Source organism: Jezberella sp. (genome assembly GCF_964834465.1).
On sequence record NZ_CBAZRM010000002.1, the window covers coordinates 76,739 to 92,187 of the forward strand.

At 53.2% G+C, this 15,449-nt stretch carries 13 protein-coding genes and 1 tRNA gene; 5 read left to right on the forward strand and 9 right to left on the reverse strand.

The window, feature by feature from the left end:
• Positions 1-39 precede the first annotated feature (39 nt).
• Genes AC1W8Y_RS01685 through pgaA form a run of 4 tightly spaced genes read right to left on the reverse strand, consistent with a single transcriptional unit; the run spans position 40 to position 5,829 of the window.
• Positions 40-513, reverse strand: coding sequence for a hypothetical protein (locus tag AC1W8Y_RS01685; protein ID WP_482012726.1), 474 nt, complete (start codon positions 511-513; stop codon positions 40-42).
• The gene (gene pgaC / locus AC1W8Y_RS01690) at positions 510-1,769 is read right to left on the reverse strand and encodes a poly-beta-1,6-N-acetyl-D-glucosamine synthase (protein WP_482012727.1); all 1,260 of its coding nucleotides are present in this window, start codon (positions 1,767-1,769) and stop codon (positions 510-512) included. The genes AC1W8Y_RS01685 and pgaC overlap by 4 nt, the downstream gene beginning before the upstream one ends.
• Positions 1,766-3,523 (reverse strand): poly-beta-1,6-N-acetyl-D-glucosamine N-deacetylase PgaB, encoded by a 1,758-nt coding sequence (gene pgaB, locus AC1W8Y_RS01695; protein WP_482012728.1) that lies wholly within the window; start codon positions 3,521-3,523, stop codon positions 1,766-1,768. The genes pgaC and pgaB overlap by 4 nt, the downstream gene beginning before the upstream one ends.
• A 2-nt stretch (positions 3,524-3,525) precedes the next feature.
• Positions 3,526-5,829, reverse strand: coding sequence for a poly-beta-1,6 N-acetyl-D-glucosamine export porin PgaA (gene pgaA / locus AC1W8Y_RS01700; RefSeq protein ID WP_482012729.1), 2,304 nt, complete (start codon positions 5,827-5,829; stop codon positions 3,526-3,528).
• 221 nt (positions 5,830-6,050) lie between these two features.
• On the opposite strand from pgaA, the gene AC1W8Y_RS01705 reads away from it, so the two are divergent.
• A complete protein-coding gene (locus tag AC1W8Y_RS01705; protein WP_482012730.1) occupies positions 6,051-7,289 on the forward strand; it encodes an alkaline phosphatase family protein in 1,239 nt (412 codons plus the stop codon).
• A gap of 18 nt (positions 7,290-7,307) precedes the next feature.
• Here AC1W8Y_RS01705 and ffh read toward each other — a convergent pair whose 3' ends face one another.
• Positions 7,308-8,720: a signal recognition particle protein gene (gene ffh, locus AC1W8Y_RS01710; RefSeq protein WP_482012731.1), complete on the reverse strand. Its 1,413-nt coding sequence runs from the start codon at positions 8,718-8,720 to the stop codon at positions 7,308-7,310.
• A gap of 78 nt (positions 8,721-8,798) precedes the next feature.
• Between ffh and AC1W8Y_RS01715 the strand changes: the two genes are divergently transcribed.
• From AC1W8Y_RS01715 to ampD, 3 genes are read left to right on the forward strand one after another with little or no spacing between them, the layout of a single operon-like run.
• Positions 8,799-9,656: a cytochrome C assembly family protein gene (locus AC1W8Y_RS01715; protein ID WP_482012732.1), complete on the forward strand. Its 858-nt coding sequence runs from the start codon at positions 8,799-8,801 to the stop codon at positions 9,654-9,656.
• 1 nt (position 9,657) lies between these two features.
• Positions 9,658-9,987 (forward strand): PP0621 family protein, encoded by a 330-nt coding sequence (locus AC1W8Y_RS01720; RefSeq protein ID WP_482012733.1) that lies wholly within the window; start codon positions 9,658-9,660, stop codon positions 9,985-9,987.
• A gap of 12 nt (positions 9,988-9,999) precedes the next feature.
• A complete protein-coding gene (ampD, locus tag AC1W8Y_RS01725) occupies positions 10,000-10,572 on the forward strand; it encodes a 1,6-anhydro-N-acetylmuramyl-L-alanine amidase AmpD (RefSeq protein WP_482012734.1) in 573 nt (190 codons plus the stop codon).
• 18 nt (positions 10,573-10,590) lie between these two features.
• On the opposite strand, the gene htpG is transcribed toward ampD, so the two are convergent.
• From htpG to AC1W8Y_RS01740, 3 genes are all read right to left on the reverse strand, one after another.
• Positions 10,591-12,498 carry a molecular chaperone HtpG gene (htpG, locus tag AC1W8Y_RS01730; protein WP_482012735.1) on the reverse strand — a complete coding sequence of 636 codons (1,908 nt, stop codon included), beginning with the start codon at positions 12,496-12,498 and terminating at the stop codon, positions 10,591-10,593.
• A gap of 160 nt (positions 12,499-12,658) precedes the next feature.
• On the reverse strand, positions 12,659-13,579 hold the full coding sequence (locus tag AC1W8Y_RS01735) for a DUF3300 domain-containing protein (protein WP_482012736.1): 921 nt from the start codon (positions 13,577-13,579) through the stop codon (positions 12,659-12,661).
• Between the two features lie 10 nt (positions 13,580-13,589).
• Positions 13,590-14,063, reverse strand: a complete 474-nt coding sequence (locus tag AC1W8Y_RS01740; RefSeq protein WP_482012737.1) for a hypothetical protein — start codon at positions 14,061-14,063, stop codon at positions 13,590-13,592.
• A 204-nt stretch (positions 14,064-14,267) separates the two neighbouring features.
• Between AC1W8Y_RS01740 and AC1W8Y_RS01745 the strand changes: the two genes are divergently transcribed.
• A tRNA-Leu gene (locus AC1W8Y_RS01745) sits at positions 14,268-14,352 on the forward strand.
• 258 nt (positions 14,353-14,610) lie between these two features.
• Here the strand turns inward: AC1W8Y_RS01745 and AC1W8Y_RS01750 are convergent.
• On the reverse strand, positions 14,611-15,429 hold the full coding sequence (locus AC1W8Y_RS01750; protein ID WP_482012738.1) for a MarC family protein: 819 nt from the start codon (positions 15,427-15,429) through the stop codon (positions 14,611-14,613).
• Positions 15,430-15,449 lie beyond the last annotated feature (20 nt).

The following is a 15,449-nucleotide window of genomic DNA, read 5'->3' on the forward strand; positions in this document are numbered from 1 at the left end:
GTCGAGTCGTGGGTAATCACACGTCAGTGACAAAGTCTGTCAGACCGAGCGCTCTGTCACACCGATAATTTCGTCGTTTGAGTCAAAGTGAATATCCGCGTGGCGATATGAATGCCATGGCACCTGTGCAACAGAACCATATTGTTCAGCATAGTCAGCCAGCGTGTGCAAATCGTGAGCAGCCCATGCTTTAAATTGGTGATGGGTACGTCGGATGACGTTGTAACGATAGGTCGCTAACGCCAACACCCAAGCAATCGACACGATCGACACATAAACGAATAGCTTCAACCGATTCCAGATGCTTTGCCAGTCGGGGGTATCTAACGGTAACAACACGAAAATAGGATCCTTCAAGAAGTCGTAGATCAAGATCCAGACGTCTTTCAGTAAGGCAATGACCAGCAGCCAGCAGAGTACGGTTAGTAAGAAGTCTCTGAACACAATGGCTGAAGACTTTGTCGACCGAACAATTAAATAAGGGTTAACTTCGGTGTCGCTTTGGCGTTTCATTTAAGACCTCGATCCGGGCTGATCCAGCGACCGCGTTCACCGGATGGACGCACACAGGCTCGTACGAAACCCACCACAGCAGTCACGGCCTGTAACACCCAAAAGAGAAGGGGGTACCAAATTAACCAGTACAGGCTGCGGAAACTGTTTTTCTCGTACCGGCGATCCAAAGAGAGCGCAACCACCGATTGCAGAATATAGGTCGAAATCAGCAATTCGCTGCCCCACCCATGCAGGTTGTTTAAGTTGAGCTTCACGTTAGGGTCATATAACCCAGACACAAAAAACGCTGGCAGAAGAATCAACACACAAACAGCCCACGTCGTACTCATGAAAAAATTAGTCCAGATGAGCACCATCCTCAAACGCCGCTTTCTGACGATTTCCCCAATGCAATTCATCGCGGCCTGTGTGCCCCCCTCGGACCAGCGCAGTCGCTGGCGCCATAAACCCACCAATGTTTCAGGCATCAAAATCCAACACAGCGCGTTGGGCTCAAAGGTCACTCGCCACCCAGCGATTTGAATTCTCAACGTCAAATCTACATCGTCGCACATCGCACCGGGTGACCACATGCCAGTTTGCATAATGGCAACTTTACGAAATGCACAGATCACGCCAGACACGGTGAACAACGATCCGTACACCGATTGAGTTCGCTTAATGACACCGATAATGGACGAGAACTCACCCACCTGCAACTTACCGAGCAAGGTGGTGCGATTGCGAATTCTGGGGTTACCCGTCACAGCCCCTACCTCCGAGTCGGATTGAAAGCGCGCAACAAACCATGTCAGTGCATGAGGGTCAATCAGGGCGTCGCCGTCAATACACACCAAAATCTGCCCTCGCGCCATGAAGGCACCGACATTCATGGCGGTGGATTTCCCCTGGTTTTTGAGCAAATTGGCAACCCGCAACTGCGGCATCTCGCGGGCGTACTGATCCAATAGACTGAGCGTATCGTCACTTGACCCATCATTCATCGCAATAATTTCAAAATTCGGATATTGCACTTTGCTAATGGCTGCCAAGGTTTCGCTCAATTGCTGGCTTTCGTTGAAACACGGAAGCAGTAGCGACACCAAGGGGTAATTATTCAGCGTGGGCGGACAATCCGGATTGGGCTGATGACGCTCTCTGATGAAATAGAACAGCATTGCACCAGACATCCAGTACCATGACATGACGAACGGAAATCCAAAGCAAAACAAGCCCAGATACGTCAGCGCGAGTTCAAGAGGCGTCGAGGTCATGGTTTAAACGGAAACGAGGCCGCCGAAACAGTTGCTTGAATCTCTTTTGAGGCTGGCAGATCTTCTAAGACCAAATCCGGACACCAACCAATCGCCGTCCCTTGATGCATCTGCAGCGTCAAGGTATCGGCCACCAGGTTTTTAGCTTGTGGTGGCTCATGACCATCGGTGAGCCAGAGGCCCGTACGACGTCGTTGTGATTCCTTGTTAAGCAACCCAAGCTGATCGAGTTGACGTATTTTTTGCGTCACCGGCTCTACCTCGCTCGTGCCAGCAATCAAGGTTAAATCCACCGCATTACTCAATAGACTTGGCGAGATATCTTTCTTGGTGGTGGTCAATAAACTCAGTGTCGGTCGATAAAAATGCGTCGCCTCAAAACCAGATAGTCCCAATTTTTCATAAGTTTTTAGTGTCGTCAGATCAATCAAATCCCGATTTTTTCTGACTTCCCACGGCCCCTTGAGATCAGGAGTCTTGGTCAAAGTCTCGGCTGTCCCAGGCAAGTCAAGTTCGTCAATCAATAATCCAGAGAGCGGCACCATCCTGCCCAAGTCTACGAACCATTCATTAATTTTTGTTGACGCCATTTTTGTATCGATCATTTCGCCCAGTGGGATCCACGCATAGGTCTTGACCCCAGCCCGCGTTTGCAATTGCCACGAAATGCGGGATAACGCGTCGGCTTGAACACCCGTTGCTTGCGTGGGGAACCAGCTCGTCAGCTCGCCTGCTTCATTGGGCGCAGTGGTCTTGATGACGACTGCCGTCACGCCAAGAGACCGCATCCGTTCGACCGCCAAGCCAAGGCGACGATCAAATTCATTGGAATCACTGGCATAAATTTGCGAAGGATCGAGACAAACCAGTCTTTGCACGTTGGGGAATCCGTCTTGAAACCGCATGGCATCAATCATGGCTGCCAACGTAGGATTGCCCGTTGGGAAAAACCTCGAAAGCCGCATCAGGTCAGCGGCGTTCGAGGGCTCGGGGTCGAGCGTCAACGCAAACTTAAAACCAGCTGACTTTGCGACATCGATGGTTTTTTGAGAATATCGCCCGAATGGCCACACAATCGCTCGCGCAGGCTTTTTGAGTTCTTTCACGAACAACGCCCGATCGAGCTTGAAGTTTTCGATCATCTCCGACTCATATTCTGCCTCGGTGTCGTAGGCCCCGAGCGAGTCGTTAAAACGGTGCGTAATCGCGCGAGGCATGCGGCTGCCGTGCGGGTTCGCAGCCGTGTCAGCGTGCAAAGAGTGAGAGTGCGAAGCAAACTCGACGAGTTTCGACGCTTGCATTTCTCTGACTTCATCCCAACTCAGAAACTTGCTTCTGGGCACCATCTCGCCGCCATAAGAAACGTTCCCGTCCATGGGTCCATCCATCCATTGGCCAACCAGGGCAGCCACCACAGGATAGTGATAGGCCTGTATCAGCGGGTAGACTCTGGTGTACAGGCTTCGGTACCCATCGTCGAACGTGATCAGAATCGACTTTTCGGGCAACGGTTTGATCTTTTGATTCGCCGCAGCGACATCATCCAAGCTGATCACTGTCCAGCCATCTCCCTTTAAAAAATCAAACAGAGCGACCAGATGATCAGTCGTCAGGCTTTCGGCTTCGAGCTCCGCAGGGGTATCCACGACATCGTGCAACGCAATTGAAACAAAGCGTTGACCAGGCGCAATCGCATCAACTGCGAACGCTGGCCGAGCAAACAACAGCAATAAAATGATGAGCAAACGTTTCATGTTCAAAATTTTGCAACCATTTGGAAGTAGAGGATATAGCTATCCTCAGGGACGCCGTCGTAAATTCGGCGCGTCATACCTGCGCCGTACTTGAATTCATAGTCGGAATCGGGACGATAGAACTGCTCATAGGAAACGTCATTGATCAGACCCGTTGCATAACCGTTTTGTTGATACATACCCACACCCGCAATCAAGCGATGTCCAAACACTTGGTCGTAGCGACGATAAAGAATCCCTTCAGCTTTAGCCGAAAGGTTTGCGGCAAAATCACTTGAAGGACTGAAGTACGACACGTCTTGTGACGAGTTGCTTGAGGCGTAAAGCGAGGGCGTCAACGTCAAATTGAAACCCGGCCTATTGATCACGCGCTGAGAATAGCTAGCGTTCACCATTTGACGAGAATTGCCGTCGGTAAACAAAGAGGGCTTGTAGAGCAACCTGGCCGACTGCGATTCGTTCCAGGTGTAGGTGGTGCTCAAGTTCAGTGAGTTGGAGGTCGTCCCGTTGTAGATCGCACGCAGGGGTGTATCAGCTGCATACTGTTCTAGACCAGCAGAAAACCCCCAATGATCGGTGGGCTGCCAGCTTGCCTGCACGCTAGCCCCTAGCGCGTTGATATTGCCCGTGTTTTGCCAAACCAGACTCTCTACGGTCAAATCACCAGTTCTGTATTCTGCCCCTGCGCCAAAGCGGTTTCTGACCGCGACCCCCCCTTCGGGGACCGTCGTCATCATCTTATCGGTCTGAATAACCATGCGCCAACGGTCAGCAAGGGTTGGCGAATACAGCCGCGATGACGCCACGTAACCAGAGCCCGGTGCCGCTAAAGCAGCCCCTGACTGATCCTGATTCACAAACTCGACGTGCAGTTCGTACTGGTCGTGGTGCGAATAGTCTCGGGCAAGACGCTTGACCGCCAGATCATCAGGATAAGTCGCGCTCAAATCCGTCAATATGTCACGAGCGCGCGACCAGTCAGCGCGCCGCGTTGCCGATTCGGCAAGTGCAATTTGTACTGATTTGTTGGCGGGTTCAAGGCTTTCGGCGATTTTGATTTCTTGATCCGACCGTCTTGGCCAATCGCGAGCGGCCGCGACTGAACCCAAGGCCAACCGCAAGTGAACAGAGGCGGGTGCCCCTTGAACCAGTGGCAAGATACGATCCCAGGCTTGGTCGGGCATGTCAGACCAACTGCGAATCAAGGCGGCCATTAATTGACTATCCAGCCAATCATCGTTGGGCGTTGGTTGGATGATTTTTGGAAAATACTTCCAGGTAGATAGTTCTGCAGCCATCTCATCCGCAAGACTGATCGCCGCGTCAGGGTGATCACAATCCGCCTCTGCAAAGATCAGCCCTAGCCTTGCGTCTCGGTTTTTTGGCTCAACAACGAGCACTTCCAAATATCCAAGTCTTGCCAGTTCGGGCCGGCGAAGCGCCAGCAAGGCATCCGCCTCTGCGTGCCTGACGTAGCTGCGCACAGGCCCAAGCTGACGCACAGCGTCGACCTGATCAAGCGCCATTTGCCATTTTTGTCGCTGGCGCAGTGCAACTGCACGATCTCCCATGAGTTCGATCAGCAAGTTTTTGTTGAGCGGGGCTTTTTCCCTCTCGATCTCGATTAAGTGATCAAGGTCTGCTAAGGCTTTATCGATTCGATCAAAAGTTTCTTTGGAAGACAGAGGGGCGATATTTTCGGCCCAACGTACACTGACCGCGGCACGCTTGGCTTGTAATGCTGGGGTTGCTTGCTGACTCGCAAAAATGGCCCCGTTAGGCGCACCCAACGAGCTAAGTTCTCTGGCCAACCCGAGCCGCGCACCTTCATCCTGTGGATCTAGTCGTTGGGCACGCGCGTAGGCATAGAGCGCTTCAAAGGGTTTGTTTGCAGCCTCATGGGCTTTCCCCAACAGGACCCAATACTGAGCCTCGCGCGGATGAGTGCCAACGGCTTGCTTGGCCAGATCAATGGCAGCGCTAGTCTGTCCCGACCGCAGCAGCGCATCCATCACGGCGGATCTGACGTACACAGGGGCTGACCCTTGATCGCTCAGGCCAAGCCATCGGTCAAGCGATTCGCTGTACTTTCCGGCCCAATCCAGCACCACAATTAAATCGTACTGAGCTCGTCGGCCATCAGCTCGGTCGGCCAATTCTCGCAAGAGGGGCAATGCCTGGTCATACTGCCCAGCGCGAGCCATCTTTACCGCGTCATCAAGCCGGCTTGTTTCAGTCGTTGCCGCTAAGACATCCCCCGCGAGCAAGACTGAGACCAGAAAACTACAGCGAAAGCGTTTCAGCAAACGATATCCTTACGATCACGAAAGGGGTGCCCGACAAGCACATTTACATTTTGTCATCGATCTTACAACAGGAAATATTAGCTGTAATCAACTCTTTGGGCCCCTCAAACACCTGCGGTCTGGCCATCTGCGTGTCGCTGAGACACGAACATGATCGAATCGATGAATGCGACGTGCTATACCAAGAGCCATTGTCAATCCGCCATGTAGATGGTCGTCCTATGAACATGTCATTTAAATATGTGCTGGCCCTGTTTGCCTGCCTCTTTTTTCAAGCCAACGCCCAACAGGTATCGAATCACGCTGCGCCGCACGGCAGTCCAAGCAAAGCGTTGGTCTTGCTGGTCAGCATCGACGGCTTTCGACATGACTACATCCACCGTGGCTTGTCGCCCAACCTTTTAGCACTCGCTGAAACAGGGGCACACGCGAAAAAATTCGAACCGGTGTTCCCTTCTATTACGTTTCCCAATCATTACTCACAGGTCACTGGTCTCTATCCTGATCACAACGGTGTCGTCAACAACACCATGTACGACCCTTCTCGAACCGAGCAGGTATTTAAACTGTCTGATCGAAATGCCATCGAAAACCCCCTCTGGTGGGACGAAGCCACACCGCTATGGGTCACGCTTGAACAGCAAGGCAAAATTGCATCGACGCTGTTTTGGGTTGGTTCTGAGGCAGAGAACCACGGCATGCACCCTAACGATTGGTTGCCTTACGACAACAAGCTGAGCTCGTCAGACAGAGCACAACAGTTGTTGCGATGGCTGGCTCGACCCGATCGAACCCGTGCGGACTTTGCGACCTTGTACTTCTCTGAGGTTGACGCCAAGGGACATGAATTTGGGCCAACGAGTCCCGAGGTGAATGCTGCGATCGCCAATGTCGATCACGCGCTCGGTGAACTGTTAGCGGGTCTTCAAACGCTTGGATTGCGAGAACTCACCACGATTGTCATCACCTCGGATCACGGCATGGCGCAGGTCACGCCAGATCACGCCATTGACTTGTCTGTTTACGCCAAAGGGGTTGAGAGCGCAAAGATACAGTGGACGGGTCCGCTGGCGGGCTATGACGTCAATACCAGCGATACGCCAATCTTATTGAATCTGTTGAAGCAAGACACGCACATGAGTTGCTGGGCGAAAGAAGCGATGCCCGCTCAATACCATTTCGGCACTCACCGCAGGATACCGACCGTTGTTTGTCTGGCTCAACCGGGTTGGTCGACGATTGCAAAACCGGGTCAAAAAGTAATCCCCGGGCAGCACGGCTACGACCCAAGCACAGCGGATATGCAGGGGCTTTTTATTGCCCAGGGCCCTCACCTCAAAGTAACGAAGCTAGACACCGTTAAAAACATTGATATCTACAATTTGCTCGTACGACTCTTGAAGGTCACCGGCGAGAAAAACGATGGCGAAGACCAGCTTTACGATCAGATCAAAAACTGAGATTGTCGCGCTTGGGGATTAGCGCCCAAAACCGCCCATCTTACCGAGCGCCTTCATCCCGCCCATGGCCCGCATCATCTTAGCCATCCCACCTTTTTTCATCTGTTTCATCATGCCCTGCATTTGCTCAAACTGATTGAGCATGCGATTGACCTCTTGCACGGGCACACCAGCCCCAGCAGCAATACGGCGCTTGCGAGAGGCTTTGAGCAGTTCAGGCTTGCTGCGCTCAGCTGGGGTCATCGAGTTGATAATGCCTTCAGTTCGGCGCATTTGCTTCTCGGCCTGACCACTTTGCATTTGACCAGCCGCTTGCGCAAATTGCGCAGGCAGCTTTTCAAGCAATGAGCCCATGTCGCCCATCTTCTTGACCTGTTGCAATTGATCTTTGAAATCATTCAAGTCAAACCGGTCGCCTGACTTGATCTTATTCGCGAGCTTTTGCGCCTCTGCGACGTCGATGTTCTGATGGGCCTGTTCAACCAGCGACAAAATGTCGCCCATGCCGAGAATTCGCTGAGCCATCCGCTCAGGATGAAACGGTTCAAGTCCGGTGAGTTTTTCTGAGACACCGACGAATTTGAGCGGTTTACCCGTGACATGACGAACCGACAGTGCAGCACCACCGCGTGAGTCGCCATCGACTTTGGTCAGCACCACCCCAGTCAACGGCAAGGCTTCACCAAATGCGCGCGCCGTGTTGATGGCATCTTGCCCCTGCATTGCATCAACCACGAATAGCGTTTCGATGGGATTCAGAAGGCCGTGCAAGGCGCGGATTTCCAACATCATCGCTTCGTCAATACCCAGCCGCCCCGCCGTGTCGACAATCAGCACATCAAAGTGATGCTTTTTAGCGTAATCCACCGCATCGCGGGCGATGTCTTCAGGCTTTTGCGTCGGATCGGACGGTATCCATTCAACGCCTACTTGAGCCGCGACCGTTTTAAGCTGCTCAATCGCGGCGGGTCGATAGACGTCGGCACTGACCACGGCCACTTTTTTCTTGCCCGTTTTACGACCGTGCTGGACATGCCCGCCCTCGGAGAGCCACTTGGCGAGCTTACCGGTGGTCGTCGTTTTACCGGCCCCCTGCAGACCCGCCATCAGAATGATGGCAGGAGGCTGCATGGCGAGAGATAACTCACTCGCGTCAGCCCCGAGATCACCCCCCATCAGCGCAGTCAATTCTTGGTGGACTACCCCGACCAGTGCTTGCCCCGGGGATAAACTGCCCACTACCTCTTCACCCAATGCTTTTTCTTTCACCTTAGCGATGAAATCCCTGACAACTGGTAAGGCCACGTCAGCCTCAAGCATCGCGAGACGAACTTCGCGCAACATATCCTGCATGTTGCTTTCAGTGAGTCGCGCTTCACCTCGCATCGTTTTGACGACACGGGCGAAACGATCAGTCAGGTTTTCAAGCATGGTTTAACTGTTGCACCAAAGTAGTAAGAATGGAAGTAAAAGCACCTTTGCCCAAAAATGGCACAGTACAATACCGGAATGTCTGCTGCTATTGTATTTCACACTCTTGCTGCGTTTTCTTATGCTGGGCTGGCGCTGGCATTATGGCGAGCTCTCACGTCTGGTCAAACGGTTATTCTGGCCGGTCAATGGGGCAGGCTTGGGGTGCTCGCTGGCCTGATCTTTCAGGGCATCGCCCTGTACGGCGGTATCGCGCGTGACGGGCAATTGTTGATTAGTTGGTCGCTCGCCTTATCGGCGGCAGTTTGGCTTGGGATCATTGTTTTCTGGGTTGAGAGTCTGCTGGTACGCATCGATGGGTTGTTGCTGTTGCTCTTGCCGCTTGGTGTGCTGGTCTGCGCCTTGGCAGCCGTCTCGTCCGAGGCACAACTGATTGCACGGCCTGACAACGCTGCGCTTCGAAGTCATCTTTTGTTATCCCTGTGTGCCTATGGCCTCATCACCATATCGGCTGCCCAAGCTATTTTGATGTCAGCGCTTGACAGGCGACTACACTTCCCTCGATCGACAAAGACGACTAAACGCAGTGGGGTACGTGTGGCCCTCGGGCGCGTGCTCGATGCGCAGCCATCGCTGCTTGCGCAAGAGCAGCTTCTCTTCAGAGTCATCTCAGTCGCCTTTGTTGCGCTGACGCTGGCCATTGCAACGGGATCAATGATCTCTATGGCCATCAGTGGCCGGTGGCTGCCATTTGATCACAAGACCGTTTTTACCCTGTTGTCTTGGGTGACCTTTGGGGTATTGCTGGCAGGTCGTCGGCTCAGAGGCTGGCGTGGTCGCCTAGCGTTGCGATACACCTTAGCGGGTTTTGCCTTCATCTTGCTCTCTTACACCGGCAGCCGGTTTGTACTGGGCGTGATTTTGCATAGGATTTGACATGGCTAAACTGATGATGTGGATTGGCATCTTCTTTGGCTTGATGTTTGTCGCACGACTGGTCGCTCATAAACAAGCAAACGATCGCACGAAGGCTAGGGCTCGCGCGACTGACAGAGCCAATCAGCAGGCGCGGCACAGCCCGGGCGGCAGCAACCGCAGCGGCGACGACCTAGGCAACGCTGGCAGACGCCCCAGCCAAAAAGGCGACCCTGAGTCTATGGTCTGTTGTGAACATTGCGGGCTGCACTTGCCGCAATCCGAGGCGATCACGACCGCAACCGGCATCTGGTGCAGTGATCGCCATGCTCGGCTTGGCGCACAGCGCTAAGAGCGTCTCACGATGCAAATGATGAATGGGGGCTGGTTGGCCTTGTCTTCCAAGGTCAGCATCCGTCCTTCGCCTAACTTCAATGACCGACCTGCGAATACGACGGTGTCACTGCTCGTCATTCACAACATCAGCCTGCCACCTGGCGTTTTCAACACACCTCATATTGCTGATTTATTTTTAAACAAGATAGATCTCAATGCGCACCCTTGGTTTATCAATCTGCAAGGCTTGAAAGTTTCAGCTCACTTTTTGATTGACCGCCAAGGCCATGTCACGCAATTTGTATCGACCGACCGGCGTGCCTGGCATGCTGGCGTGTCAGCGTTCAATGGCCGCGAGCAGTGCAACGATTTTTCGATCGGGATCGAGCTTGAAGGGACGGACACCCTTGCCTATGAGCCCGCCCAGTATGCGTCTCTGAGTGAACTCACACAATGTTTGCGGCAAGCCTATCCGTTGACTGATGTCAGAGGGCACGCAGATATCGCCCCAGGCCGTAAAACTGATCCGGGGCAAGCGTTCGACTGGCCGCACTACGCCGCCCTGGCAGAGTGGCCTGCCACGGCGTTCAAGCAGCGCTGACTAGGCAGGCACTACCGCTCAGTGCAGCAGCAACTGATTGATCCGCTTCACAAACGCGGTCGGGTCGGGCAACTGACTACCGTCTGCCAATAACGCTTGATCCAGCAAGATACTTGCCCAATCGTCAAAGCTCTCGTCTGACACCCCGTTAAGCTTTTGAACCAACGCATGTTCGGGATTGATCTCTAACACAGGTAAGATGCTGGGTGCGTCCTGGCCTGCTGCCTTCAACATCCGCTGCAGATGCGGACTCAGCTCATTTTGACCGACGACGACGCACGACGGCGAATCAACCAGACGAGAGCTGACCCTAACCTCTTTAACGCGGCTTTTCAACACCTCTTGCAAACGTTCAACCAATGGTTTGAATTGCTCAGCGACTTCAGTTTGATGCTTTTTCTCTTCTTCATCCGCCAAAGCCTCAAGGTCGAGCCCACCCTTTGCAACAGACACCAGAGACTTGCCATCGAACTCACGCAAGTGAGACAACATCCACTCGTCTACCCGATCAGAAAGCACCAATACCTCGATGCCCTTTTTACGGAATATCTCAAGTTGAGGACTGTGGTAACCGCCCAGGTAATTATCGGCTGTTACATAATAAATTTTGTCTTGACCCGCCTTCATCCGCGAGACATAGTCTGCCAAGGTGACGACTTGCGCTTCTGCCATTTCGTGAGTTGAGGCAAAACGCAAGAGCTTGCTGATCCTTTCTAGATTGGCTGCATCCTCACCCGTACCCTCTTTTAGTACTTGGCCAAACTCGGCCCAGAACGTCGTGTAGTCGTCCTTTTTGTTCTCTGCCATGTCTTCAAGCATGCTCAACACGCGCTTGGTAGACCCTTCTCTGATGGCCTTGACGTCACGGCTTTCTTGCAACAACTCTCGCGATACGTTCAGTGGCAAGTCAGCAGAGTCGATCACCCCGCGCACAAAGCGCAAATACGAGGGCAAGAGCTGCTCTGCGTCATCCATGATAAAGACACGCTTGACGTATAGATTGACACCTCGACGAGCCTCTCTGTCATAGAGGTCGAACGGTGCCCGCTTGGGGATGAACAACAATTGGGTGTATTCGTTACGCCCCTCGACACGGTTGTGCGTCCAGGCGAGCGGGTCGTCAAAATCGTGCGACACGTGTTTATAAAACTCTCGATACTGTTCATCCGTGACCTCAGACTTATTGCGTGTCCAGAGTGCGCTTGCTTGATTGACCGATTCCCATTCGTCGTGTTTGACTTGCTCGCCCTTGTCTTTATCCCACTCTTCTTTACGCATTTGAACGGGTAGCGAAATGTGGTCCGAATAACGACGCAACACCTCTCTGAGCTTCCAGTTACTCAGAAAATCATCTTCGTCTTCGCGTAAATGCAAGGTGACTTCGGTGCCTCGGCTTGATTTGTCTATTTGAGCAATCGAAAATTCACCTTGACCGTCAGAGATCCACTCAACCCCGTCGCTTGCCGCTAACCCGGCGCGACGACTACGAACCGTCACTTTGTCAGCGACGATAAATGAAGAATAGAACCCAACCCCGAACTGACCAATCAGCTGAGCATCTTTTTGCTTATCACCCGTCAATTTAGTGAAAAACTCTTTGGTACCTGAGCGTGCAATCGTGCCAAGGTTGGCAATGGCCTCATCGCGCGACAAGCCGACCCCGTTATCGGCAATCGTAATCGTCCGGTTTTCTTTGTCGTAATCCACACGCACGTGCAGATCTGTATCGCCCGCCAGTAAATCAGGCTGATCGATCGCTTCGAAACGCAGTTTGTCGCAGGCATCCGAGGCATTAGAGACCAGCTCGCGCAAAAAAATCTCTTTGTTGCTGTAGAGCGAATGAATCATCAGGTGCAGAAGTTGCTTAACTTCAGCTTGAAAACCCATCGTCTGGGTTGCGTCTGCAGATGGAGTAGCTTGAGTCATAGGGGGTCTACCGAAAAAGGTTGTTTACAGATAAGCACAGGCGGCCAGCAACGGCAAGCGCTCACGCTAGCCAGACCGACCTGCGAAGTAGATGGGGATTAACCGAATGATTTCAAGACCCGAGACGTTTGACAAGGCTCAAGCCTCGGCCAGGCAAGGATCAACGGTGATGACCACCGTGCCAAGCGCCGTAAGGTCGGGGCCCGTAACCACGATATCCCCCTGCGTAGCCATAGCGAGCCACAAACGGCTGGTAGACAACGGGATTGACGACAACGACCCCCGTACGCCAATGCGGGGTAGCCCAGATGACCGCGCCGGCCGCGATGCCGGCACCAAAGACCACGGGCCCCCAGCCAGGGTTATAGATGGGATAAGGTGGGTAGGCTGCATAGGCCCAGGGCCCGTACACCACGGTCGGGTTGTACTGCGGGACGTAAATCAGCTGCGGATTGACCGGGTTAATGAGCACCTGACCTTGATTATCGACCATGACCTGTATTTGCGGACTGGATTTTAACGTCCCAAGTTGCAGGGCCTGTTTGCGCAACACTTGAATAGCCTGCATTAACGCTTGCGGACGAAACTTGTACAAATCACCCATTTGGCGCGTCCAGTCGTGTTGGGTGGCCATCATGGTCAGGACACCTGGAAAGGACAGCAACGCTTTGACTGCTGGATCCCAATTCTGCATCCGAATGGTCTGGGCCGCTTGGTCGGGCAGCTCGCCAGACAGGGTGGGCTGCAGTAACTGAGCCTGCTCCAGCTCTGCTGGAAACCCAGCGGCCAGAAACATCAGCGAAAGCAACCCATCTTGATAAAGCGCCACACCCGCCACCAAGGACTCAATCTGTGGCGTGGTCAATTGTGTGACCGGCACCAATTGCCGCGCCGCTGGAGCGGGCACTGAAGGTGCCAGGGTTGTCTTGGGCGTGCCCGGGGCGGGTGCGACGGGGACTGGGATCGTTGCAGACTGCGCTTGTGCCAACGAGGCCACCAGACACGTTGCCGCAGCGATCGCCAACCACGTACCGAAGGCAGTCGTCACATTCAACCTTTGTGGTGAAGTCCTTAATTGCATAGGTCGAGTGTTACCCCTGTTTGTGCTGATTCTGGTGCTTAGCCATTTGTTCATCAAGTTTGGCACGTTGCTCGGGTGTCAACACAGCTCTGATATCTGCGCGCGCCTGAGTCATGGTTTTTTCCCAAATCGTCTGACGGGTTAGTTTCGCATCTTTCGGGACGGTTGCCAGTTCAACGGTCATTGAATGGCGAGCATTTTCAGCAATCAGGTTGATTTGATGCCGCTGATCCTCAGTTGCATGCACCATTTTCATCATTCGCTGCAGCCGCTTTGCCCACCACTTGCCATGGTGTTCGCCGTGTTGCCATTGCGCTTTGCCCTCGGCGTGAGCTGCCTGTTGACTGCTTGCCTCACTCGTCGCTTGAGCGGCAGATGTTTGAGCCTCGGCCGCGGGCGTGATCGCAGCCTGAGCAAATACCGTTGAAGCCGACACTGACAAGAGCGTGGCGGCCAGATAGGAAACCATTTGTCTCGTACGCATAGAAATCTCCTGATAGGTAAAGACTGACTGCCGCAACCGCGAACACACGTTCTGTTGCATCAACAAAAAAATTCAGTCTATAAGGCTCAGATGGCAAAGTCAGTCATTCGTTCGGTCGTGCATTACCTAAAAGATTTCAGTCGGTTACAGCTGGTGATTTTGAAGTCCAGAAGAATTTGTGCCATAATTGCCGGCTTGCGTGTCGCCCGGGTGGTGAAATTGGTAGACGCAGGGGACTCAAAATCCCCCGCCGCAAGGCGTGCCGGTTCGATTCCGGCCCCGGGCACCACAGACAGCAAGCGCGGCTCTATGGCTATACGCCATTAAAGGCGATGAGCAGTATTCATTAAATAGCAGTACTCATCAAACACGGCAAAATACGCCGCCCCAACCGCAGTGGGCCAAGACCCTTAGCCGGTAACTTTCAAAGTGAAGAGCACTTTTTAGGACGTCAATTTACCGTCTTAAGCAGCAGCCAATATTAAGCGTCTGACATCTGCTTTGGTCGGACGAAGCCTTATTTCAATGTCGTAGCCCAGCCGAGTCACTATGGGCGAGGCCAGTCGTTGAGCACTTCAAGGATGAGACTGTGCATACCACCCCACACGATCTGAACGCCAATGGCCAGCAGAATAAACGCAAAGAGCCGGGTAAAGACGTTAGTGCCGCTCTCGCCCAGCAGTCGCTCAACATCAGACGCCTTCCAGTACGCAATATAGACCGCCACCGATACAGCCACAACGGCAATCACGCCACCAACCATTGCCGAGATCTCTGTTTCAATATTAACGACTGCATCGCCATTAAAAATGGACGCCTGTGAGCGGCTCGCAACCAAGGCGATCGCTGTTGCGACAGAGCCTGGCCCAACTGTCAAGGGAAGCGTCAAGGGATAAAACGCATGGCTCATCGCTGTGGCGTCATTGATGCGGGTGCTTTCGCTAGCGTCGCCCTTGGCTCTGGGCGCCTGATTAAGCAGCCCCCATCCCATGGCGGTCACCACCGCGCCACCCGCGATTTTTAAGACGGGCAAAGAGATCCCAAAAAAAAGCAATAGCTTGGGACCAATCAACATACTCGCCAGCATAAGCACGCAACTATTCACCGCAACCGACCGTGCAAGCTTTCGCTTAATTTCAGGACTGCAGTCAGTCACGAAATTCAAGAAGATAGGCGCCCCGCCCAAAGGATTCACAATGGGGAACATGGTCGCGAAGACCGTGACGAAAACCGTGAGCGAATCGTTGATAAATTGCAAAGCGTGACACCGAATGAATTGAGAACGAATGAGACGAACTATACCGCCTCCTCTCGCACCGGTGGCGCGTTCGCTGGTGGCTAACCCAAACTGAGTCAACGCACTCACCAGTGACGTATCACTGCTGT

What these genes read in the sequence shown, in the direction of transcription:
- AC1W8Y_RS01685 (WP_482012726.1), bottom strand. Translation starts at nt 513, where the DNA reads ATGAAACGCCAAAGCGACACCGAAGTTAACCCTTATTTAATTGTTCGG.
- pgaC (WP_482012727.1), bottom strand. Translation starts at nt 1,769, where the DNA reads ATGACCTCGACGCCTCTTGAACTCGCGCTGACGTATCTGGGCTTGTTT.
- pgaB (WP_482012728.1), bottom strand. Translation starts at nt 3,523, where the DNA reads ATGAAACGTTTGCTCATCATTTTATTGCTGTTGTTTGCTCGGCCAGCG.
- AC1W8Y_RS01705 (WP_482012730.1), top strand. Translation starts at nt 6,051, where the DNA reads ATGAACATGTCATTTAAATATGTGCTGGCCCTGTTTGCCTGCCTCTTT.
- ffh (WP_482012731.1), bottom strand. Translation starts at nt 8,720, where the DNA reads ATGCTTGAAAACCTGACTGATCGTTTCGCCCGTGTCGTCAAAACGATG.
- AC1W8Y_RS01715 (WP_482012732.1), top strand. Translation starts at nt 8,799, where the DNA reads ATGTCTGCTGCTATTGTATTTCACACTCTTGCTGCGTTTTCTTATGCT.
- AC1W8Y_RS01720 (WP_482012733.1), top strand. Translation starts at nt 9,658, where the DNA reads ATGGCTAAACTGATGATGTGGATTGGCATCTTCTTTGGCTTGATGTTT.
- ampD (WP_482012734.1), top strand. Translation starts at nt 10,000, where the DNA reads ATGCAAATGATGAATGGGGGCTGGTTGGCCTTGTCTTCCAAGGTCAGC.
- htpG (WP_482012735.1), bottom strand. Translation starts at nt 12,498, where the DNA reads ATGACTCAAGCTACTCCATCTGCAGACGCAACCCAGACGATGGGTTTT.
- AC1W8Y_RS01735 (WP_482012736.1), bottom strand. Translation starts at nt 13,579, where the DNA reads ATGCAATTAAGGACTTCACCACAAAGGTTGAATGTGACGACTGCCTTC.
- AC1W8Y_RS01740 (WP_482012737.1), bottom strand. Translation starts at nt 14,063, where the DNA reads ATGCGTACGAGACAAATGGTTTCCTATCTGGCCGCCACGCTCTTGTCA.